The organism is Caballeronia sp. S22 (assembly GCF_964261745.1).
Taxonomy (GTDB): Bacteria; Pseudomonadota; Gammaproteobacteria; order Burkholderiales; family Burkholderiaceae; genus Caballeronia; species Caballeronia jiangsuensis.
Window position 1 is genome coordinate 1,059,387 of sequence record NZ_OZ180038.1, and the last position, 20,266, is coordinate 1,079,652.

Sequence of the window (20,266 nt, forward strand, 5' to 3'; positions counted from 1 at the left end):
GTTTTTCATGCAACTGACCCGTCTTCTCGTTCCGACCTTCTTGCAGACGCTGAAGAACCTGTCGACATGGCTCGACAAGGCCGCCGCGCATCAGCAGGAAAAGGACGCGAATCCCGATGCGCTCGTGACCCTGCGTCTCGCGCCCGATATGTATCCGCTCGCGGCGCAAGTGCGCTTCGTGTGCTTTCAGGCGCAGGAGCCGGCGTATCGATTGCGCGGAGAAGCCGTGCCGCCGACCTTGCGCAGCGTGCGTGAAGAAGGATGGAAGTCGAACGAGCAGCCCGGCTCGTTCGCCGACGCGCAGGCGCGCATCGCGGAAGCGATCGCGTTTCTTTCAGGCCTTGCGCCCGATGCCCTCGATGCCGGAGCCGATGCGCAGATCGCGCTCGATCTGCCCAACGGCATCGTGTTCGATATGACCGGCGAGCAATACGCGCGCGACTGGTGCTTGCCGCAGTTTTATTTTCATGCCGTGACCGCGTACGCGATCCTGCGCAATCACGGCGTGCCGCTCGACAAGCCGGATTACATCGCGCACATGTTCGCGTATATCCGGCCCGGCACGTTGCCGCAGGGTTGAAACGCCGGCGGATTACGCGTTCGACATCACGCCGCGTTTGTCGTCGGCGCAATCCTCGTTGCCGTGACGCAGGCGCGTGCTGCACACCGCGGCGAACAGGAGCGCGACCGCGAGACACACGAGCCCGTTCATCGCGCGGCCGGTCGTCTGCTCGATGATGCCCATCACCGTCGGTCCGACGAAGCCGCCCAAGAGGCCGCACGAATTGACGAGGCCGAGACCGCCCGCGAGCGCGCTGCCCGAAAGGCGCGACTGCGGGAACGTGAAGATGATCGACTGCACGACGAAAAACATCAGCGCCGAGAGGCACACGCCGAGCAGGCCGATCACCGGCGAAGCCCATGCCGCGATCAGCATGCCCGACGCCATGATGACGAGTCCGGCGATCAGGATGCGACGGCTCTTTGACGAATCGCTCGCGAAGCGCGGCAGCGTGGCTGCGCCGATCGCCGCGGCGACCCACGGCGTCGCGCTGAGCATGCCGATCATCAGCGGAGAAAATTTCCCCGACGCGCCGATGATGCCCGGCAGGAAAAAGATGACCGTGTAGATCGTCAGCTGATGGCAGAAGTAGACCAGAATCGCGAGCCACACCTGACGATCGCCGAGCACGCTGCGCAATGCGCCCGCGCCGTGGCCGCCGCCCTGCGCGTCCTGTTCGGCGGCGAGTCGGCGTTCCAGCGCGACGGCTTCATCGCGTGAAAGCCACGACGCGCTCGTCGGACGATCGGGCAGCATTTTCCACACGACGAACGCCAGCAGGATCGCGGGCACGCCTTCGATCACGAAGAGCCATTGCCAGCCGTGAAAGCCGAGCCGGCCGTCGAGTTCGAGCAGCGCGCCGCCGAGCGGGCCGCCGACGATATTCGCCACGCACACGCCCAGCAGGAAGTAGCCGGTAGCGCGGGCGCGTTCCTCGCGTCCGAACCAGTACGTCAGATAGAGCATCACGCCGGGGAAGAGTCCGGCTTCGGCCGCGCCGAGCAAGAGGCGCATCACATAAAACGATGTCTCGCCGGTGACGAAGGCCATCGCGACGGACAGCGCGCCCCATGTCACCATGATGCGCGTGATCCAGAAACGCGCGCCGACCTTGTGCATGATCAGGTTGCTGGGAATCTCGAAGGCCGCATAGGTCAGGAAGAAGAGACCTGCGCCGAGTCCGTATGCGGCGGCGGAGATGCCGAGATCGATGCTCATCGAATGCTTCGCGAGCGCGATGTTCGTGCGATCGAGAAAGCTGATCACATAGACGATCACCAGCAAGGGCATCAGCTTGCGCAGCATCAGGCTGTTGAGCGATGCGTGCGACGCGCTCGTCGTGTTGGGCTTGGACATGATGACTCCCGGAATCAGAAGGGGCGCGCGAGGCGCGCGGGCAATGCGGTGTCGGGAAGGCGTTTCAAGAAAGTGTCTCCGTTAAGCGTTGTATTTTTAATGGCGAGCGCACGCGCCGGTCACTCGGCGCGTGCGTTTGAAAATCAGAAGTTCACGTTGTCGCCGCCCTTGAGCGACAACATCTGCCGCGCTTCGGCGGGCGTCGCGACTTCGAGCGACAAACCTTCGATGACTTGACGGATCTTGCGCACCTGCGCCGCGCTCGACTCGGCGAGCTGACCCGGCCCGATCCACAGCGAATCTTCGAGACCCACGCGCACGTTCGATCCCTGCGCGACGCCGATCGAGCCGAGCGGAATCTGATTGCGACCCGCGCCGAGAATCGACCACACATAGTCGTTGCCGAACAGCCGGTCCGCGGTGCGCTTCATGTGCGCGAGATCTTCCGGATGCCCGCCGATGCCGCCCAGCAAGCCGAACACGCTCTGCACGAAGAACGGTCCCTTGACGAGCCCGCGATCCACGAAGTGCGCGAGGTTATACAGATGCGAGATGTCGTAGCACTCGAACTCGAAGCGCGTGCCGTTGGCCGAGCACGACGTGAGGATGTATTCGATATCGGCGAACGTGTTCTTGAACACGAGATCGCGGCTCTTCTCGAGATGCTGGCGTTCCCAGTCGTGCTTGAGATCCTTGAAGCGGTCGAGCATCGGATAGAGACCGAAGTTCATCGAGCCCATGTTCAGCGACGCCACTTCCGGCTGAAAGTGATGCGCGGGCTTGAGGCGTTCCGCGACCGTCATGTGCGGACTGCCGCCCGTCGTCAGGTTGATGACGGCATCGGTTTGCGACTTGATGCGCGGCAGGAAGCGCTGGAACACGGCGGGGTCTTGCGTCGGGCGTCCGTCTTCGGGATCGCGCGCATGCAGATGCAGAATCGCCGCGCCTTCCTTCGCCGCCGCGAGCGCGGCGTCGGCGATCTGGTCGGGCGTGACCGGCAGATACGGCGACATCGACGGCGTATGGATCGCGCCCGTCGGTGCGCACGTGATGATGACTTTGCGTTTCGTTGCCATGTTTTCCTCTTGCTTCAAAGCGTTTCGACGTTGCCGCAGACGGAGAGCGCCTGACCCGAGACCGCGCTGCCGGCGGGCGAACTGAGATACAGCACGCTCGCGGCGATTTCCTCCTGCGTGACCATGCGGCGCAGCGAAATTTTCGCGAGATATTGCTTTTCCATTTCTTCGTAGCCGATGCCGAGCTGTTTCGCGCGCGCGGCGATCACGCCTTCCATGCGCGGACCCTTGACGATGCCCGGCTGCACCGCGTTCACGCGAATGTTGTCGGGACCGAGCTCGATGGCGAGACTCTTCGCGAGGCCGACCACGGCCCATTTCGTCGCGGAATAAGGCGTGCGGAAGCCATAGCCGAGACGTCCCGCCACCGACGACATGAACACGATCACGCCGCCATCGGTCGCCTGACGCAGCATCGGCACCGCCTCGCGCGAGAAGTAGTACTGGCTGTTCAGATTCACGTCGATGGTCTTTTCCCAGTCGTCGGAATCGATCGCGTCGATGCCGCCCGTCGGCCCCGCGATACCCGCGTTGTTGATCAGCACGTCGAGGCCGCCGAGTTCACGCCGCACGTCTTCGAAGACGCGCTTCACATCGTTCTTGTTCGCGACATCCGCGCGCGTGCCGGTGATCGACGGCGAAACGGTCGAAACCGCGTCGATGGCTTTCGGATCGACATCGCAGACATGCACGCGCGCGCCTGTCGATACGAACGCCTTCGCGATCGCGAGACCGATGCCCGACGCGCCGCCCGTGATCAGCACACGCAGGCCTGCGCGCGGAACGAGCATTTTGGTGAAATCCATCGAACGACTCCTTTCTGGTTATGTTTTGCGGGACGTGCGCCGTCCTCGCTCAAGCGATTAGTAATACTGATGATCGTATGAAGAGGCGCGCGTTGCGCCTTCGTCGTTCAGCTTTGCGCGTGACGCCGCATGCGCGGTTCCTGCGAACGCAGACGCGCTTCGAGATCGCTCGCCGCGTCGCGAATGTCCTTTGCGATACCTTCGCGCGCGGCGGCGCCGTCGTGTTTCCACAGCGCATCGATGATCTGCCGGTGCGCCTGCATCGACACGCGCATGTGCGCCACGTCGGGCGCGACCATGTTCAGGAACGGACCGATGCGCATCCACATGTTCTGGATCGTCGCGAGCGTCATCTCGCTTGCGCCGTGCCGATAGATGCTCGTATGGAACGCGAAGTTGCAGCGCAGATAGGCGCGGGCATCGTCGGCTTCGACGTGGGCATCCATTTCGTCGAAGATGCGCTGCACGGCGGCGACGTCGTCGTTCGTCATGCGCGCCGCCGCGCGCTCCGCGACGCAGCCTTCCAGCGCGATGCGCACGTCGCGCAGTTCTTCGAGCAGGTCGAGCGTCATCGGCGGGACCATCAGGCCGCGCGACGGGCCATCGACCAGAGCACCTTCCGCGCGCAGTCGCGTGAGCGCGGCGCGCACGGGCATCGTCGAGAGGCCGACTGCTTCGGCGACGCCGCGCAGGCTCAGCGGCTGGCCGGCGGCGAAACTGCCGCTCATGATCGCTTCGCGCAGTTGCTGATAGACCTTGGTCGCCATCGTTTCCGTGGCGATGACTTCGAGTTGCGGCATGGGTTGCGTCAGGGATCGGGGCGACACGTGCATTTCCTTGCTGATCTTTGATCTGTGATCACAGTTTGATTTCGGCATCGTTTTAAGTCAATCTACGATGCATCAGGGATAACCCGACATGCCTCGCGACGCATTCAAGCCGAAAGCGCGATCGTTGGGCACAATGCTTGCGAAATCCCGAACCGCGACATCCTCCCCATCCAACCCGCAATGCGACCCGCCGACCCGGACGTTTCTCCCGCCCTCGAATGCCGCCGACTCTCGAAGAAGTACGGCAGCGGCCGCATCGTGCTCGACGCGCTCGACTTCGCGCTGGGGGCGGGCGAGTTCGTCGCGATCATGGGCGATTCGGGCGTCGGCAAATCCACGCTGCTCAATCTGATTGCGGGTCTCGATACCGCCGACAGCGGCGACGTGCTGATCGACGGCACATCGATCTCCACGCTCTCCGACGACGCCGCCACGCGCTTGCGCCGGCAAAAGCTCGGCTTCGTGTTCCAGGCGTTCCATGTCCTGCCGCATCTGACGCTCTATCAGAACGTGGCGGTCCCGCTTCTGCTGAACGGCATGCCGCCCGCACCGGCGCGGGCGATGCTCGCGGCGGTCGGCTTGGACGGACGCGGCGACGACATGCCGCGCCAGCTTTCCGGCGGCGAACTGCAACGTGTCGCGATTGCGCGGGCGCTGGTGCATCGGCCGCGCCTTTTGCTCGCCGACGAACCTACGGGCAATCTCGATCCGCAGACCGCGCACGAAGTGCTCGAATTGCTGCGCGCCGAAACGAAGGCGACGCAAGCCGCGACCGTGATGGTCACGCATTCGGAAGCGGCCGCCGCATTCGCCGATCGCATCGTGATTCTGAGCGACGGCGCATTGCACGCCGCGACGCTCGCACGATGAGCGCTGTCGCCGTCACGCGCCGCGGTTTCGACACGCTCACGCGCTGGCTGCTCGGCGCGCAATGGCGCAGTCATCGGGGCCGCGCGCTGGTCGCCATGCTGACCATTGCGCTCGGCGTCGGGCTGGGATATGCGGTGCAGCTCATCAACGGCGCGGCGTTCAACGAGTTTTCCGCCGCCGCGCGCAGTCTCTCGGGGCAAGCGGACTTGCAGGTGCGCGGCGCGCAGCCTTTCATCGACGAGAACGTCTATCCGCAACTCGCGACGCATCCGGGCGTCGCGCTCGCGAGTCCGGTGCTCGAAGTCGATGTCGCCGTGCCCGGCAAGAACACGCCGCTCAAGGTGCTCGGCATCGACGTGTTCCGCGCGAAACGCATCGCGCCGGATCTGACCGGCGTGCCGAGGCCGGATGCATCGCTCGATGTGCTCGACGGGGACGCCATCTTTCTTTCGCCTGCCGCAGAAACCTGGCTCGGCGCGCACGATGGCCGGCATGTCGAGTTGCAGAGCGGCACTTCGCCGGTGACGCTGCGTGTCGCGGGCGGCATCGCGCGCACGCGTGCCGGGCAGCGCATCGCGGTGATGGACATCGCGGCCGTGCAGACGCATTTCGCGCTCGCGGGCAAGCTCTCGCGCGTCGATCTGCAACTGGCGCGCGGCGTCGATCGCGATGCGTTCCGGCAGACGCTGCAACGCGAACTCGGCGGGCGGCTCGTCGTCACGGAAACGCAGGATATCGAAAGCCGCACCGACCGCCTGTCGCGCGCTTATCGCATCAACATGAACGTGCTGGCGCTCGTTGCGCTGTTCACCGGCGCGTTTCTCGTGTTTTCCACGCAGGCCGCGGGCGTCGTGCGCCGCCGCGCGCAGTTCGCGATGCTGCGCGTGCTCGGCATGACGCGCGCGTCGCTCGTTCGGCAGATCATGCTCGAAGGCGCGCTGCTCGGCGTCGTGGGCGGCGTGCTCGGCATCGCGCTCGGCTTCACGGTCGCGGCGCTCGCGCTGCGCTTTTTCGGCAGCGATCTCGGCGGCGGATATTTCCCCGGTGTCGATCCGCGCATCGCCTTCGAGCCGGTCGCCAGCGCGATTTTTCTCGCGCTCGGCATCGGCGTTGCGCTCGCGGGCACGCTCGTTCCCGCGCTCGAAGCGGCGCGCGCGCGTCCCGCGCCGGCGTTGAAGGCGGGCAGCGAGGAAGCCGCGCTCGCGCCGCTCGGCACGCCGTGGCCCGCGCTCGCATGCCTGGCGCTGGGCGCCGCGCTGACGCAGGCGCCGCCTGTCTTCGATACGCCCATCGCCGGATATGTCGCCGTCGCGCTGCTGCTCGTCGGCGGCATCGCGCTGATGCCGCGTCTCACGGCGATCGTGTTTCGCCGCGCGCCGATGCCGCGCAACGCCGTCGCGGCGCTCGCGCTCGCGAGGATCGCGAATGCGCCGGGACAGGCGTCGATCGCGATGGGCGGCGTGCTGTCGAGCTTCACGCTGATCGTCGCGATGGCGATCATGGTGACGAGCTTTCGCGTGTCGGTGGAAGACTGGCTCGCGCATCTGCTGTCGGCGGATCTCTATGTGCGGATGGCGTCGAGCGGCGACACGGGCGGCTTGCGGCCCGATCAGCAGATGCAGCTCGCCGCCGCGAACGGCGTCGCGCACGCTGCGTTCACGCGGGCGTCGAAACTGACGCTCGATGCCGCGAAACCGCCCGTTGCGCTGATCGCCCGCGAACTCGACGCCGCCGATCCCGGCGCGAGCTTGCAGATGACCGGCGACGTGTTGCCGCCGTCTGCATGGCGCGCCGACGAGACGCCGGTCTGGGCTTCGGAAGCGATGGCCGATCTGTACGGCTATCGCGTGGGCGAGCGCGTGGGCTTGCCTGTCGGCGGGGCGAACGAACGCATCGTCGTCGCGGGAATCTGGCGCGACTACGTGCGGCAGACGGGTGCGCTGCAAATGCGTATCGCCGATTACCGTCGGCTCACCGGCGACACGACCGCGACCGATGTCGCGATCACGTTGCGCGCGGGTTCGAGCGCGGCGCAGGTCATCGACGCGATCAAAAAACTCCCGTTCGGCGACGCGCTCGAATTCTCGCAACCGGGCGAGATTCGCGCGCGCACGCTGACCATCTTCGATCGCAGTTTTGCCGTGACGTATTTGCTGGAAGCGGTGGCGATCGTGATCGGCCTGTTCGGCGTCGGCGCGACGTTTTCGATGCAGACGCTCGCGCGTTCGCGCGAATTCGGCATGCTGCGGCACGTAGGCGTGACGCGCGCGCAGATCCTCGTGTTGCTGGCATCCGAAGCGGGATGGCTCACGCTGCTCGGCATCGCGATGGGCTGCGTGCTCGGCTTCGCGATCAGTCTGATCCTCGTGTTCGTCGTGAATCCGCAGTCGTTTCACTGGAGCATGTCGCTGCATGTTCCGTGGACGATGATCGCAATCATCGCGTGCGTGATGCTGGCGTCGTCGTGCGCGACGGCGGTGCTGTCGGGCCGGCGCGCCGTGTCCGTCGATGCGGTGCGCGCCGTGCGGGAGGACTGGTGATGCGCGTCCTGCTGCTCGCGTGGCTGTTTTCGTCGTTGACCGCATTCGCCGATGAACCGGTGTTCGCGCCCGTCACGCCGGGACACGCGATCGAATGGCCGACAGATACGGGGGCGCATCCGTCGTATCGCACGGAATGGTGGTACGCGACCGGCTGGCTCGAAACGCCCGATCATCGGCCGCTCGGTTTTCAGATCACGTTCTTTCGCTCGAACACGGGAAAGAAGCAGGGCGGGAGCGCGTTCGATCCGTCGCAACTGATCATCGCGCACGCGGCGTTGTCCGATCCCGCGTATGGACGGCTCGTACACGATCAGAACGTCGCGCGGCAGGGCTTCGGCCTCGCGTATGCGAAGGACGGCAACACCGACGTCAAGCTCGACGCGTGGCGCATGACGCGCGAGGCAGATGGCCGCTATTCGGTCATTGCCGATGCCGCGGGTTTCGCGCTCCATCTCACCTTCACGCCGACGCAGCCGCCGATGATCCAGGGCGAGCAGGGCTATTCGCGCAAGGGGCCGTCGCCGGAACGGGCGAGCTACTACTACAGCGAGCCGCAGTTGCAGGTGACGGGCAGCGTGACGCGGCCATCGGCATCGGGGAAAACGAATGCGAGCGTCGCCGTGACGGGTCGCGCGTGGCTCGATCACGAATGGTCGAGCACGCTGTTGTCATCCGATGCGGCGGGCTGGGACTGGCTCGGCGCCAATTTCGACGACGGCGCCGCGCTGATGGCCTTCAAGGTCCGCGCCCGCGACGGCCATGCGGTCTGGGCGCACGCCGCGCTGCGCGAGCCCGACGGTCGAATGCGGCAATTCGGCCCGGGCGATGTCGAGTTCACGCCCGAGCGGCAATGGCGCTCGCCGCGCACGAATACGGTTTATCCGGTGGCGATGAACGTGCGCGTCGGCGGGATGCGCTGGCGGCTGACTCCGCTCATCGACGATCAGGAACTCGACTCGCGCGATTCGACCGGGGCGCTGTATTGGGAAGGCGCGGTGACGTTGGACGGCGATGGCGGGAATGGGCGCGGGTATCTCGAACTTACCGGCTATGCGAAGACGGTGGAAGTGGAGAAGCGCTGAGTGCGATGCCGAAATGCGGTATCATTTGAGCTATCAGCAAGCATCATATGATGCCGAGGTGGTCAGAATGATACTCGTATCCCCCGAAAGAATCGCCGCGGTGATGGCGCTCAAGCCCGTTCCTCATTCCGTCGCGGAACTGGACGAGCAGATTCGTGGCGGATTGCCGAAATCCGCATTGAAGGAAGGGGTCGAACATGCGACGCGCAGCGCCGAAGAACGTCGCGCGCTGCTGGCGCGCATCGTTCCGGAGGCGACCTTCAAGCGTCGCCGCGATCGTTTGAGTCCCGATGAATCGGAGAGGACGGAGCGGCTCGCGCGCGTCGTCGCGACCGCGCAATACGTGTGGGACGACGAGGACGATGCACGCGAATTCCTCAATGTTCCCCATCCGATGCTCGAAGGGCGCACGCCGCTCGAGGTGTCGCTCACGGAACTCGGCGCCCGGCGCGTCGAAGAGTTGATGTGGAAACTCTTCTATGGGCTGCCTGCGTGAACGCTGCAAGAAAGCAAAAAGAACAAGGCGCGGGTCAACGGAGGCTGTTCCGCATTGCCGATGGGCGCTACCCGGTCTGGAACGGCACGGGAGCCATGCTGGTCGGGGGGCGCTTCAATAGTCCGGGAAAGTTCGCCATCTATGCCGCCCTGAATTTCGCGGGCGCGATGCTCGAAGTGCTGGTGCATGCACGCATCGGCAAAGTGCCGAAGACGCATGTCTGGGTCGAGGCGACCGTGCCCGACGATGTCGGCATCGAGCGCATCGAAGCCGCCGATCTGCCCCGAGGATGGGACGGCCCGGATTTGCGCATTGCGCGTCGAATCGGCGATCAATGGCTGGATGAAGCGAGGTCGGCCATCCTGTTCGTGCCATCCGTCGTGGCGCGCGCGGAGTACAACGCGATCGTGAATCCCGCGCATCCGGATGCCGCCAGGTTCGACGTGTCGAAACCGCGCCCGGTGCTGTGGGATCGGCGGTTGTTCGAAACTCGCGCTTGAGAAGGCGCACCCTGAGCGGCTGACGCTTCAGGCCACAAGCCCGACCACTTCGCGCACGCCCGCCGAAACCCAGCGGCTCTTGCCCGCGCGCTTCGCCTCGTAGAGCGCGTTGTCGGCGTCACGCAGCACGCCGTCGAGCTCGTCATGATGATGGTCGAACATCGCAATGCCGATGCTCACGCCGATTTCGAGCGTCACGCCGCCATCGGTGAGAAACGGCTTCGACAGTTCGCGCACGATCACATCGGGCAGCGCGAGCGGATCGGCGTGCGGCGGCGTGACGATCACGAACTCGTCGCCGCCGAGCCGCGCGACCAGCGATCCTTCGCCCGACAGATGCCGCAAGCGCCGCGCGACGAGCGCGAGCAGCGTGTCGCCGACTTCGTGGCCGTGCGCATCGTTGACGGCCTTGAAGCCGTCGAGATCGAGATACAGCAAAGCAGTGCCCGCGCTGTCGCGCGCATGCCCCGCTACGCGCGAACGCACCGCCTGAAAGAGGCCCGCGCGGTTCAACAGGCCGGTCAGTTCGTCGTGGCGCGCGCGGCGGTCGTTTTCCTGCTCGGCTTTCATCGTCGAGACGAGCATGCCGTTCAACCGCCATGCCGCGGCGCTCATCGCGAAGAGATAAAAGGGGATTTGCAGCAGCGTGAGCCAGAGCGTCGGCTCGCCCGCCAGCACGGCGCCGATGCAGCACGGCCCGAGCGACAGGAAGATCATCACCGCGACGAGACGCGGCGCGCCGAAATTGCGGAAGCAGATGCCGCCGACCATCGCGGCCGCGGATAGAAACGAGAGCGTCGAGGCGATCCAGTCGCCCGATAGCACGGAGACGAGCGCGCCGTAGCCGACCGTCGCGCCCCACAGCGGCGCGAGCAGCACGTAGGTGTCGGTCAGCGTGGATTTGCGCGCGCGCGCCCGACGCCGGGCGACGACGAGCACGCACAGCCGCACGAGGCACACGGCGATTTCGAGCGCGAGCCAGATGTGGAACGCGGTCGTCGGATGCCGGCGAGCCAGCACCCACGCGACGGCGACCGTATTCAGCACGCCGCCCGCGAAAATCGGCAGCGTCCCGAACAGGCTCCCGACGAGGGCGACACGGATCGCGCGGGGGATATCGGCTCCCGCGTGCAGCAACCACGTTGCCGCACGTCCGCGCGGCAGGGTGAACACCTCAGTCTGTTGGTCCATGTTGGATTCCGGCGGCGGTCCGGCGATGGCTGAACCCTCGCGGGAAAGCCGGACCACATATCGGATAACGGTCGTTCGGATCGAAACTTTAGGCAGGCGGCCGCTGGCGAACGCATGCAATGAAGTTTGCACGCGCGATAAAAAATATTGATTCGACGGACGTTCTTGACATTTTGTCCGCCTCGCGGACTCCCGCGCCCACACAGGGAATGCGCCGAAGTCGGGCATAAACTTACAACCTCCTGACGCGCAGGGGCTATGTTGAGAATGATTCGCGTTTACGCTAGCTTTGCGGCTCCTACGAAAGTGGAGCACGATTTATGGCTTACATGCGCGTCCAGCCGGCATCGTCGAAGCGTTCTTCGATCTCGCCGCCGCCTTCGAATCTGTCTCTCGATGCGTACTGGCATCGGCTCGATCCGGTCGCGCCCGAAGCGGTGCCTGAGCGGCCGTCGGTCGAGCCGAGCCTGCTCGATATCGCCGTCGCGAACCGGCAGATGCTCGTGAACATGGCGCGCGGCGTCGTCGGTTGCGCGAGCCGCGCCGAGGACGTGGTGCACGACGTCTTCGTCAGTCTCATCGACTTGCCGCAGCAGGACGCGGTGCGTCAGCCGATGGGCTACATCGCGCGCATGGTGCGCAACGCGTCGATCGACGCATGCCGACGGCAAAGCCTCGAAAACATCTATCGCGCGGACGAGGAAGACGGCTTCGACGTGCCCTCGCAGGAACTCACGCCCGAAGCACGCGTGCAGGCGCGCGACACGCTGCGCCGCGTCTGCGATGCGCTCGCGCAGTTGCCCGACCGCAGCCGCACCGCGTTCGAAATGGTTCGCCTCGGCGAAGAGACGCTGCAGAGCACGGCGCGCGCGCTGAACGTCTCGCAGACGCTCGTGCATTTCATGGTGCGCGACGCGCAGCAGCATTGCGCCGATTGTCTCGATGCGCGCGAACGCAATGTCGCGTGCCCTGTGTTCGTCGGCGGGCGGGCGCGTCGGCGGTAAAAAAGCGCGCGTCTCGAACGTCTATTCGATGAAGGCCCATTTCGCATCAGAGAGACCCATCACCATGACGCAACAGCAAAACCAGAATCACGCAGCGGACGATCTCGTCTACACGGTCGTCATCAACGACGAAGAGCAGTACTCGATCTGGCCGACCTTCCGCGAAGTGCCCGCGGGCTGGCGCGAAGCCGGCAAGCGCGGCGCGAAGGCCGATTGCCTCGCGTACATCGAGAACACGTGGACCGACATGCGGCCCGCGAGCCTGCGCCGTCACATGGACGCGCTCAACGCGCAGGCGAAGGCGCGCCTCAACTGATTCGCACGCTTCGAGGATTCAGCATGACCGAACTATCCGTGACCGCGCCCGATCTGGCCGATCTGCGCATCGAGCCGGGCCTGCCGGTCGTCGTATCGCCGCGCGCGGGCGCCGACATGACGCTCGCCGACGCCACGCCGCTGCTGCAACGAATCGTCGCCGAGTCGCTCGAACGCGCGGGCGGCGTGCGCTTCACCGGCTTTCGCGTCGAGTCGATCGAGGCGTTCCAGCGCTTCGCCGCGTCGTTCGGCGATCCGCTGATCGGCTATGAATTCGCATCGACGCCGCGCAGCCAGGTCGAAGGCGCGGTGTATACCTCGACGGAATATCCGCCGCATCGCTCGATTCCGCTGCACAACGAGCAGTCGTACACGCGCGAATGGCCGATGCGCATCTGGTTCCACTGCGCGCTCGCCGCACGCTCGGGCGGCGCGACGCCGATCGCGGACAGCCGCGCGGTGTATCGCGCGTTGTCTCCATCGCTCGTCGAACGCTTTGCGAAGCGCGAACTGCTCTATGTGCGCAACTTCGGGCAAGGGCTCGATCTGCCGTGGCAGAACGCATTCGGCACGGAAGATCCGCGCGAGGTCGAGCGAATCTGCGCGGCGCGCGGCATCGCCTGCGCATGGCGCGACAGCGAGGACGGCGAACGGCTGCTGCGCACGGAAGAGCGTTGTCAGGCGGTCGCGCGCCATCCGCGCACGGGCGACATGGTCTGGTTCAATCAGGCGAATCTCTTCCATCTTTCGACGCTCGACGAAGACATGCAGGAAGCGCTCGTCGATGCCGTCGGGCTGGACAACGTGCCGCGCAACGTCTTTTACGGCGACGGCGCGCCGCTCGAAGCCGATGCGCTCGCCGAAATCCGCGCCGTGCTCGACGATGAACGCATCACGTTCCCGTGGCTCACGGGCGATGTGCTGATGCTCGACAACATGCTGAGCGCGCACGCACGCGATCCGTTCGAAGGACCGCGCAAGGTCGTCGTCGCGATGGCGCAGAGTTATCGCGAGGCGCGATGACCGTTCGTCCGGCGCTTCGCGCGCGTTCATTGACGGTCGGTTATCGCGACGACGTCGTACTGGAGAACCTCGATATCGATATCGCCGCGGGCCGCGTCACCGCGCTGTGCGGTCCGAACGGCTGCGGCAAGAGCACGCTCTTGCGCACGCTCGCCGGACTGCAGCCCGCGCGCGCGGGCATCGTCGACGTGAACGGCAAGCCGGTCGCATCGATGCGCCGCCGCGAGCTTGCCCGCACGCTCACGATGCTCGCGCAGTTCAACCAGATTCCGGCGGGGCTCACGGTGCGCGAACTGGTCGCATATGGGCGCTATGCGCACGGCGGCTGGATGCGCGGCCTCACGCGTGCGGACCACGCGGCGATCGATGCGGCGCTCGATGCGAGCGGACTCATCGACGACGCCGCACGCGATGTCGCCGCGCTCTCGGGCGGCGAGCGGCAGCGCGCGTGGATCGGGATGGCGCTCGCGCAGGAAGCGCCCATCGTGCTGCTCGACGAGCCGACGACGTATCTCGACATCCATCATCAACTCGACATCCTGCACGAACTGCGAAGGCTCAACCGCGAGCGCGGACTCACGATCGTCTGGGTGCTGCACGACCTGAATCAGGCGGCGGCGTTCTCCGACGAGATCGTGCTGATGCGCGCGGGACGCATCGTCGCGCAGGGCTCGCCCGAGGCGATGATCGATCCGCGTCATTTGCAGGAGACCTTTGGCGTGCGCATGCTGCGCGTCACGCATCCGCAGACCGGCGCGCCGATGTGCGTGCCCGCTTACGAAGGCATCGGGCAAAGGGATATCGCTGCATGACGACGCTCGCTACCCGACGCCGCTGGCGTCACAAGGCCTCGTTCTGGCGGCGCGTGTCGCTCGTGATCGAGCTGATCGTCGGACGGAAGATCGCATGACGACGCATGTTTATGCCAACGCGTCGCCGCATCGCGTGGCTGCGCGCAATCGCGTCGGCGTGATTGCGGCTGCGTTGATCGCGACGATTCTCGCGCTCGCCGCATGGCGTCTCGGCCCGCAATTTCGCGCATGGCTCGATGCGCCGCCGGGCAGCGATGCCGCGCAGCTCGCGCATGTTTTCCTCTTCGATCTGAGTGCGCCGCGCGTCGCGGCGGCGCTCGTCGCGGGCGGCTGTCTCGCGGTCGCGGGCGCGCTCTTTCAGGCGCTGACGCGCAATCCGCTCGCCGCGCCCGATCTGCTCGGCATCACCGGCGGCGCGCAACTCGGCCTGCTCGCGGCGATGATCGTGCCGCAGATCGTCGGCGCGGCGTCGGTGCCGCTGCTGTTCGTGTGCGGACTCGCGGCGGCGGGCTGCGTCGCGGCAGCGGCGGGCGGCTGGCGCGCGACGCCGCTGCGGCTCGTGCTCGCGGGCAGCGTGTGCATGCTGCTCTTCTCCGCGATCTCGACGCTCCTGCTCGCATTGTTCGAGCAGACGGTCGTCGGGGCGTCGTTGTGGGCGAGCGGCAGTTTGTATCAGCCCGGCGCGTCGGGATTGCTGTCGGCGCTCGCGTGGCTCGTGCTGCCGCTCGCCGCGTTGCCCTTCGTGATGCGTCCGCTCGATCCGCTCGCGCTCGGCGACGATGCCGCCCGTGCCGCCGGCGTGAGCGTCGATGCGACGCGCCTCTTCGCGATGACCGTCGCGGTCGGCTTCGCGAGCGTCGCGGTGGCGATCGCGGGGCCGCTGTCGTATGTCGGGCTGATCGCGCCCAATCTGCTGCGCATGATGCGCGGCGCGAAGTCGTCGAAGCTGGCGGCGCTCGTGCCGCTTTCGGCGCTCGCGGGCGGCGCGCTCGTGCTCGCCACCGACAGCGCCGTGCTCGCGCTCGATCTCGATTCGACCTTGTCGACGGGCGTCGCGATCGCGTTCGTCGGCACGCCGCTGATGCTCGCGATGATCCGCAGCGGCGCGGCGTGGTCCGACGCGCTGCATGCGGGCCAGGTGGGTGAATCGGTGAAACGCGGCATGCGCGCGGTGCGGATGTTGTCGGCGCTGCCGTGGCCCGCGCTCGCGGCGCTGCTCGTCGTCATCGGATGCGCGGTGCTCGTCATCGGCGCATCCATCGGTCCGACGATGCTCGGTCCCGCGCGCTGGATCGATGCACTCACGCATCGCGACGACATCGCCCGCATGCTGCTCGAACTGCGCGTGCCGCGTCTCTTGTGCGCGGTCTTCGCAGGCGCGTTGCTCGCGGCGAGCGGCGTGCTGATGCAGAGCATCGTGCGCAATCCGCTCGCCGGTCCCGAAGTGCTCGGCGTGACGCAAGGCGCGGGACTCGCGACGCTCGCCGCGCTGATGATCTGGCCGCTCGCCGGTCATCTCTTTCTCGCCGCTGCCGCGCTCGTCGGCGGCGGTGCGACGCTCGTCGTCACGCTGCTTTTCAATCGACGGCATCAATACGCGCCGCTCGCGGTGGCGTTGACGGGCATCGTCATCGGCACGCTGTGCACGACGCTCGCGCAATGGCTCATCACGCAGCAGAGCGTGCAGCCGGCGCGCTTCGTCGTGTGGCTGGTCGGCGGCACGTATGGGCGAAGCTGGGGCGAGGTCGCGACGATCCTGCCATGGTGCGTGCTGGCGCTTCCGGTGTTCGCGCTGATCGCGCGCCCGCTCGACCTGCTCGCGCTCGGCGACGATCAGGCATCCGCGCTCGGATTGCCGATCGCGTTGCTGCGTCCGCTCGTGCTCACAGTGGCGACGTTCGCCGCGTGCGCGGCGGTCGCGGCCGTGGGACCGGTCGGATTCATCGGTCTGATGGCGCCGCATCTCGCGACGATGCTCGGCGCGCGTTCGCACGGCACGCGGCTCTGGCTCGCGGCGTTGCTGGGCGCGCTGGTGCTGGCCGCCGCCGATCTCGCCGCGCGCACGCTGCTCGCGCCGCGCGAGATTCCGGCGGGCGTGCTGACTGCCCTGATCGGCGCGCCTTACATGCTGGCGCTGCTCGTGATGGAAACGCGCCGCGACAAGGGACGAGGCCGCGCGCGATGAAGCCCGAAGCGCGCAGCTTCGCCGCGTTCGCGCCGCCCGAACTCGCGCCGTATCTGCAAAACGTGTGGCTCGGCACGCCGGATGAATGTCCCGGCGATGACGCCGTGCGCATTCCACTGACAGCGCTCGTCGATCATCGCGATGCATTGCTCGCCGCGATGATCGCGCTCTACGGCGGCGATGCCGGGCTGCACGCTCGTGCGCTGCTGTCGCAGTGGAGCAAGTACTACTTCGGACTTGCCGCGCCCGCTGGCGTGGCGGCGGCGCGGCTGCTCGGCCGTCCGCTCGACATGTCGCCCGAACGCACGCATCTCGTGCTGAAGGAAGGCATGCCCGTCGCCCTTCATTTCGATGCCGATGCATTGCGCGCGCCCGACGCCGATCCCGCGCGCCGCTATACGAGCCTCGTCGCGCATCTGGATAGCGTGATCGGCATGATCGCGGGCATGACGAAGATCGCGCCGCGTGTGTTGTGGAGCAACGCGGGCAATCTGCTGGATTATCTGCTCGCGAATTGCCCATCGATTCTGAGCGACGCGGATATCGACCCGACATGGCTCTTCCGCGCGACCGATGCCAACCCGCTGCGCGTGCCGCTCCGTGACACGACGCCGCGTTCGCCGCTCCTGCCCAACCCGTTCCGCGCGCGCCGCGTGTGCTGCGTGCGCTATGAAATTCCTGGAGAGACGCAACTGTGCGCAAGCTGCCCGCTGCTTTTGACGATGCGCGACGACGAACTAGCGTTGCAGGACGCCATCCGCTGAAGCGCGCGGTATGGTTCGCGGCTTGTCTGTGCATCGCGCTGGCGGGCCGTCATGCGTGCGCAGACGAAAACAAGGCATGCGCGCCGCTCGCCGGCAATCCGACGGTCTCGCAGTTCAGCAAGACGATGACCGTGCATCCGAAGCGCATCGTCGTGCTCGAATTCATGTTCGCGGAGGACGTGGCCGCGCTCGGCATGACGCCGGTGGGCGTGGTCGATCCCGAGTACTACGACGGCTGGATCGGCTACGACAGCGCGCGCTTCAAGGGCGTGCCGACGGTCGGCACGCGTCAGGAGCCGAGCCTGGAAGCGATTGCATCGACGCGGCCGGATCTGATCATCGGCGTGGGATACCGTCATGCGCCGATTTTCGCGGCGCTCGATCGCATTGCGCCGACGGTGCTCTTTCAGTTCAGTCCCGATGTCGAGAACGGCAACGGCGACGGCGCGCGCACGCAGCTCGAATGGACACGCAGCATCTTTCACACGATCGCGTGCATGACGGGGCGTGAGCAACAAGCGCGCGATGCCGACGCGAAACTCGATGCGGGTCTCGCGCGCCACGCGGCGCGTTTGAAAGAGGCTGGTTTGACGGGCACGCGCTTCGCGCTGTTGCAGGAACTCGGCTTGCCCGACCGATACTGGGCCTATACGGGCAACAGCACGGCGGCGGGCGTGGCGCGCGCGCTTGGCGTTCGTCTGTGGCCGGAGAAGCCGACGCGCGAGGGCACGGTGTATCTGACGTCGGCGGACTTCTTGAAGCAGCCGGATGTGGCTGTGCTGTTCGTGACGGCTTCGGGTGCGGACGCGCCCGTCGATACGAAACTCGATTCGCCCGTGTGGCGCTTCGTGCCCGCGAAGAAGGAAGGGCGCGTGACGCTCGTCGAACCGAATATCTGGGGATTCGGCGGGCCGATGTCGGCGTTGAGGCTGGGGGATGTGATTACGGAGAAGTTGCTGGCGTTGCCGAAGCGGTGACAAAAAAACGGGGCATCGCGCCCCGTTCCTTCACCCCATCGTCCCATTCGCGGCCACATCCACCACCGCCGACCTCACCCCACTGCGCGTCTCGTTCACCACCATCCCGTTCTCCAGCTTCAGCACCCGATCCGCGAGCGAAAAATACCGGTCGTCATGCGTCACGACGATCACCGTCTTCCCACGCGCACGCAACTCGGGCAACAACTGCTCGTAGAACACCGCCTTGAACGCCGGGTCCTGATCCGCGGCCCATTCATCGAAAAGATAAAGCGGCCGGTCTTCCAGATACGCGACCACCAGCGCGAGCCGCTTGCGCTGACCGGTCGAAAGCGAACGCGTGGAGAACGCGCCATCGATCACCTTCACCTTGTGATCCAGCGCGAGCCGCGCGACAAGCGCATTCGCGCGCGCATCGGCGGCGGCGCGCGATGCATCATTCGGATCGACGATGCCGAGCAGCGCATCGAAAAGATGGAAGTCGTTGAACACGGCCGTGAAGCGCTCGCGATACGCGGCGCGGCTCTCGGCATCGACAGCCTTGCCATCGACTTCGATCACGCCCGACTCCGGTTCATAAAGCCCCGTCAGCACTTTCGCGAGCGTGGTCTTGCCGCTGCCATTACCGCCGACGATGAACACGAGCTCGCCCGGCCTGAACGTCAGATCGACGGGACCGATGCGGAACATGCGCTCGTCGCGCTCATGAAAATACGAGTGCGTGACGCCGCGCATCGTGAGCGTTTCGAACTTCGCATCCTGTGTCGATGAAACCGGCGACGCCTGCACGCGCAGACTGCCAAACTCCGCCATCACCTTCTCGATGCGCGCGAGCGAAACACGCGCCGCGTTCAGCGTTGGAATGTTGTTGAGCAGACCATCGAGCGGCACGAGCATGAAGAGAAACACGACGACATAACCCGCCGTCGAGCCTGCATCGGCACGCACGCCAAGCGATGGCCAGAACGCCGCCGCGCCAAGAAAGCCGTAGAACAGAAAGATGATCCAGCCAACGCCGACCGCATACGCGCTGAACGCACGCCGGCGATGATCGCGCACTTCACCGATCGCCGCGCCCAGTTGCCCGTCGACGAACTGTTGCGAGCGCGTGCGATGCAGCTTCAGTTCCTTCGCCCCCGCGAACAACGCGCCGAGATAGCCGAACAGTTTGTCCTGCGATTGCCCCGCGGCTTCGAGCGATGCGATCGCGCGCTTGTCGCCGAGGTGATAGCCGAGCGAGCCCGTTACGATGGCCGCGAGCGCGAGCAGGCACACCGGCCACGACAGCCACGCGAGATAGCCAAGGCAGCCGAACACGATCGACCCGTGCATGACGATGTTCGGCAACGCGAAGAAGAGCATCGATACGTTGGTGGCATCGTCGGTCAATACGGATTGCACGGGCGCTGCGCCGATGCGCTCGACATCGCGCAGTTCCGCCGCCGCCACGCGTCGCGCGACGTGTTCGCGCAACTGCGCCATCGTGTCCTGCGAGAGCCGCGCGAACAGCACGCCCGATATCACGCGCGTGAAGAGCGCGATCACCGCGCATAACGCAAAGCGCCAGGCGAGCGCGCCATCGGCGGAAGAGGGCGTCGACAGCGCGCGATTGAGCGTCGCGACGAGCATCACGCTCGCGATGCCGTTCATCACACAGGCGACGAGCGCGGTTGCGAACGCGCCGCGCGAGCGCCTGAGCAACGCAAGGATCAGGCGCGCCGCGGGCTTCTGCGTGGCGGAGGAATCTAAAGGCTCGTTGATGGCAGTCATTGGCAAGGCGTCGCTGAAGTCGGGAAAGCGGTGCGAAGGCACCTCTACATAGAGACGTTTCAGCGCAGCGAATCTTTAGCACCAGCAAAGCGGTAAATATTTTC

Annotated in this window: 19 protein-coding genes; 13 read left to right on the top strand and 6 right to left on the bottom strand. The window is 66.0% G+C overall.

Annotation, left to right across the window (positions count from 1 at the left end; all coding sequences use genetic code 11):
• Positions 1–7 precede the first annotated feature (7 nt).
• On the top strand, positions 8–580 hold the full coding sequence (locus ACEN42_RS31520; protein WP_371883548.1) for a DUF1993 family protein: 573 nt from the start codon (positions 8–10) through the stop codon (positions 578–580).
• 12 nt (positions 581–592) lie between these two features.
• Here the strand turns inward: ACEN42_RS31520 and ACEN42_RS31525 are convergent, their stop codons facing one another.
• From ACEN42_RS31525 to ACEN42_RS31540, 4 genes are all read right to left on the bottom strand, one after another.
• Complete coding sequence (locus ACEN42_RS31525; RefSeq protein ID WP_250486012.1) at positions 593–1,918, bottom strand: MFS transporter; 1,326 nt, start codon at positions 1,916–1,918, stop codon at positions 593–595.
• Between the two features lie 143 nt (positions 1,919–2,061).
• Complete coding sequence (locus ACEN42_RS31530) at positions 2,062–2,994, bottom strand: 3-keto-5-aminohexanoate cleavage protein (protein ID WP_371883549.1); 933 nt, start codon at positions 2,992–2,994, stop codon at positions 2,062–2,064.
• Between the two features lie 14 nt (positions 2,995–3,008).
• Positions 3,009–3,800, bottom strand: a complete 792-nt coding sequence (locus ACEN42_RS31535; RefSeq protein ID WP_371883550.1) for an SDR family oxidoreductase — start codon at positions 3,798–3,800, stop codon at positions 3,009–3,011.
• Between the two features lie 107 nt (positions 3,801–3,907).
• Positions 3,908–4,600, bottom strand: coding sequence for a GntR family transcriptional regulator (locus ACEN42_RS31540; RefSeq protein ID WP_284509118.1), 693 nt, complete (start codon positions 4,598–4,600; stop codon positions 3,908–3,910).
• 210 nt (positions 4,601–4,810) lie between these two features.
• Here ACEN42_RS31540 and ACEN42_RS31545 point away from each other — a divergent pair, with 210 nt between their 5' ends.
• The 5 genes from ACEN42_RS31545 to ACEN42_RS31565 all read left to right on the top strand — a co-directional run bounded on the left by ACEN42_RS31545 (position 4,811) and on the right by ACEN42_RS31565 (position 10,121).
• Positions 4,811–5,500: an ABC transporter ATP-binding protein gene (locus tag ACEN42_RS31545; RefSeq protein ID WP_187604430.1), complete on the top strand. Its 690-nt coding sequence runs from the start codon at positions 4,811–4,813 to the stop codon at positions 5,498–5,500.
• On the top strand, positions 5,497–8,040 hold the full coding sequence (locus ACEN42_RS31550) for an ABC transporter permease (protein ID WP_371883551.1): 2,544 nt from the start codon (positions 5,497–5,499) through the stop codon (positions 8,038–8,040). Before ACEN42_RS31545 ends, ACEN42_RS31550 begins: the two co-directional genes overlap by 4 nt.
• Positions 8,040–9,125, top strand: a complete 1,086-nt coding sequence (locus ACEN42_RS31555; protein ID WP_371883552.1) for a lipocalin-like domain-containing protein — start codon at positions 8,040–8,042, stop codon at positions 9,123–9,125. The genes ACEN42_RS31550 and ACEN42_RS31555 overlap by 1 nt, the downstream gene beginning before the upstream one ends.
• Positions 9,126–9,192: 67 nt before the next feature.
• Complete coding sequence (locus ACEN42_RS31560; protein WP_187604427.1) at positions 9,193–9,621, top strand: antitoxin Xre/MbcA/ParS toxin-binding domain-containing protein; 429 nt, start codon at positions 9,193–9,195, stop codon at positions 9,619–9,621.
• A 95-nt stretch (positions 9,622–9,716) separates the two neighbouring features.
• Complete coding sequence (locus ACEN42_RS31565) at positions 9,717–10,121, top strand: RES family NAD+ phosphorylase (RefSeq protein WP_371883956.1); 405 nt, start codon at positions 9,717–9,719, stop codon at positions 10,119–10,121.
• Positions 10,122–10,148: 27 nt separating this feature from the next.
• Here the strand turns inward: ACEN42_RS31565 and ACEN42_RS31570 are convergent, their stop codons facing one another.
• Positions 10,149–11,312: a GGDEF domain-containing protein gene (locus tag ACEN42_RS31570; RefSeq protein WP_187604425.1), complete on the bottom strand. Its 1,164-nt coding sequence runs from the start codon at positions 11,310–11,312 to the stop codon at positions 10,149–10,151.
• A 320-nt stretch (positions 11,313–11,632) separates the two neighbouring features.
• Here ACEN42_RS31570 and ACEN42_RS31575 point away from each other — a divergent pair, with 320 nt between their 5' ends.
• The 7 genes from ACEN42_RS31575 (at position 11,633) to ACEN42_RS31605 (ending at position 18,392) form a co-directional block, all read left to right on the top strand.
• A complete protein-coding gene (locus ACEN42_RS31575; RefSeq protein WP_187604424.1) occupies positions 11,633–12,316 on the top strand; it encodes an RNA polymerase factor sigma-70 in 684 nt (227 codons plus the stop codon).
• A 64-nt stretch (positions 12,317–12,380) separates the two neighbouring features.
• Positions 12,381–12,632: an MbtH family NRPS accessory protein gene (locus ACEN42_RS31580; protein ID WP_035505183.1), complete on the top strand. Its 252-nt coding sequence runs from the start codon at positions 12,381–12,383 to the stop codon at positions 12,630–12,632.
• Between the two features lie 23 nt (positions 12,633–12,655).
• Entirely contained in the window at positions 12,656–13,654 is a 999-nt protein-coding gene (locus ACEN42_RS31585) for a TauD/TfdA family dioxygenase (protein WP_371883553.1), read from the top strand.
• Positions 13,651–14,466 carry an ABC transporter ATP-binding protein gene (locus ACEN42_RS31590; protein ID WP_371883554.1) on the top strand — a complete coding sequence of 272 codons (816 nt, stop codon included), beginning with the start codon at positions 13,651–13,653 and terminating at the stop codon, positions 14,464–14,466. Before ACEN42_RS31585 ends, ACEN42_RS31590 begins: the two co-directional genes overlap by 4 nt.
• Positions 14,467–14,560: 94 nt before the next feature.
• A complete protein-coding gene (gene fhuB, locus ACEN42_RS31595; RefSeq protein ID WP_371883555.1) occupies positions 14,561–16,651 on the top strand; it encodes a Fe(3+)-hydroxamate ABC transporter permease FhuB in 2,091 nt (696 codons plus the stop codon).
• Positions 16,648–17,415, top strand: a complete 768-nt coding sequence (gene fhuF, locus ACEN42_RS31600; RefSeq protein WP_371883556.1) for a siderophore-iron reductase FhuF — start codon at positions 16,648–16,650, stop codon at positions 17,413–17,415. Before fhuB ends, fhuF begins: the two co-directional genes overlap by 4 nt.
• A complete protein-coding gene (locus ACEN42_RS31605) occupies positions 17,355–18,392 on the top strand; it encodes an ABC transporter substrate-binding protein (protein ID WP_371883957.1) in 1,038 nt (345 codons plus the stop codon). Before fhuF ends, ACEN42_RS31605 begins: the two co-directional genes overlap by 61 nt.
• 30 nt (positions 18,393–18,422) lie before the next feature.
• On the opposite strand, the gene ACEN42_RS31610 is transcribed toward ACEN42_RS31605, so the two are convergent.
• Complete coding sequence (locus ACEN42_RS31610; RefSeq protein WP_371883557.1) at positions 18,423–20,162, bottom strand: cyclic peptide export ABC transporter; 1,740 nt, start codon at positions 20,160–20,162, stop codon at positions 18,423–18,425.
• Positions 20,163–20,266: the final 104 nt, after the last annotated feature.

What these genes read in the sequence shown, in the direction of transcription:
- ACEN42_RS31580 (WP_035505183.1), top strand. Translation starts at nt 12,381, where the DNA reads ATGACGCAACAGCAAAACCAGAATCACGCAGCGGACGATCTCGTCTAC.
- ACEN42_RS31555 (WP_371883552.1), top strand. Translation starts at nt 8,040, where the DNA reads ATGCGCGTCCTGCTGCTCGCGTGGCTGTTTTCGTCGTTGACCGCATTC.
- ACEN42_RS31545 (WP_187604430.1), top strand. Translation starts at nt 4,811, where the DNA reads ATGCGACCCGCCGACCCGGACGTTTCTCCCGCCCTCGAATGCCGCCGA.
- ACEN42_RS31520 (WP_371883548.1), top strand. Translation starts at nt 8, where the DNA reads ATGCAACTGACCCGTCTTCTCGTTCCGACCTTCTTGCAGACGCTGAAG.
- ACEN42_RS31610 (WP_371883557.1), bottom strand. Translation starts at nt 20,162, where the DNA reads ATGACTGCCATCAACGAGCCTTTAGATTCCTCCGCCACGCAGAAGCCC.
- ACEN42_RS31565 (WP_371883956.1), top strand. Translation starts at nt 9,717, where the DNA reads ATGCTGGTCGGGGGGCGCTTCAATAGTCCGGGAAAGTTCGCCATCTAT.
- ACEN42_RS31575 (WP_187604424.1), top strand. Translation starts at nt 11,633, where the DNA reads ATGGCTTACATGCGCGTCCAGCCGGCATCGTCGAAGCGTTCTTCGATC.
- ACEN42_RS31530 (WP_371883549.1), bottom strand. Translation starts at nt 2,994, where the DNA reads ATGGCAACGAAACGCAAAGTCATCATCACGTGCGCACCGACGGGCGCG.
- fhuB (WP_371883555.1), top strand. Translation starts at nt 14,561, where the DNA reads ATGACGACGCATGTTTATGCCAACGCGTCGCCGCATCGCGTGGCTGCG.
- ACEN42_RS31540 (WP_284509118.1), bottom strand. Translation starts at nt 4,600, where the DNA reads ATGCCGCAACTCGAAGTCATCGCCACGGAAACGATGGCGACCAAGGTC.
- ACEN42_RS31550 (WP_371883551.1), top strand. Translation starts at nt 5,497, where the DNA reads ATGAGCGCTGTCGCCGTCACGCGCCGCGGTTTCGACACGCTCACGCGC.
- ACEN42_RS31535 (WP_371883550.1), bottom strand. Translation starts at nt 3,800, where the DNA reads ATGGATTTCACCAAAATGCTCGTTCCGCGCGCAGGCCTGCGTGTGCTG.
- ACEN42_RS31590 (WP_371883554.1), top strand. Translation starts at nt 13,651, where the DNA reads ATGACCGTTCGTCCGGCGCTTCGCGCGCGTTCATTGACGGTCGGTTAT.
- ACEN42_RS31585 (WP_371883553.1), top strand. Translation starts at nt 12,656, where the DNA reads ATGACCGAACTATCCGTGACCGCGCCCGATCTGGCCGATCTGCGCATC.
- ACEN42_RS31570 (WP_187604425.1), bottom strand. Translation starts at nt 11,312, where the DNA reads ATGGACCAACAGACTGAGGTGTTCACCCTGCCGCGCGGACGTGCGGCA.
- fhuF (WP_371883556.1), top strand. Translation starts at nt 16,648, where the DNA reads ATGAAGCCCGAAGCGCGCAGCTTCGCCGCGTTCGCGCCGCCCGAACTC.
- ACEN42_RS31525 (WP_250486012.1), bottom strand. Translation starts at nt 1,918, where the DNA reads ATGTCCAAGCCCAACACGACGAGCGCGTCGCACGCATCGCTCAACAGC.
- ACEN42_RS31560 (WP_187604427.1), top strand. Translation starts at nt 9,193, where the DNA reads ATGATACTCGTATCCCCCGAAAGAATCGCCGCGGTGATGGCGCTCAAG.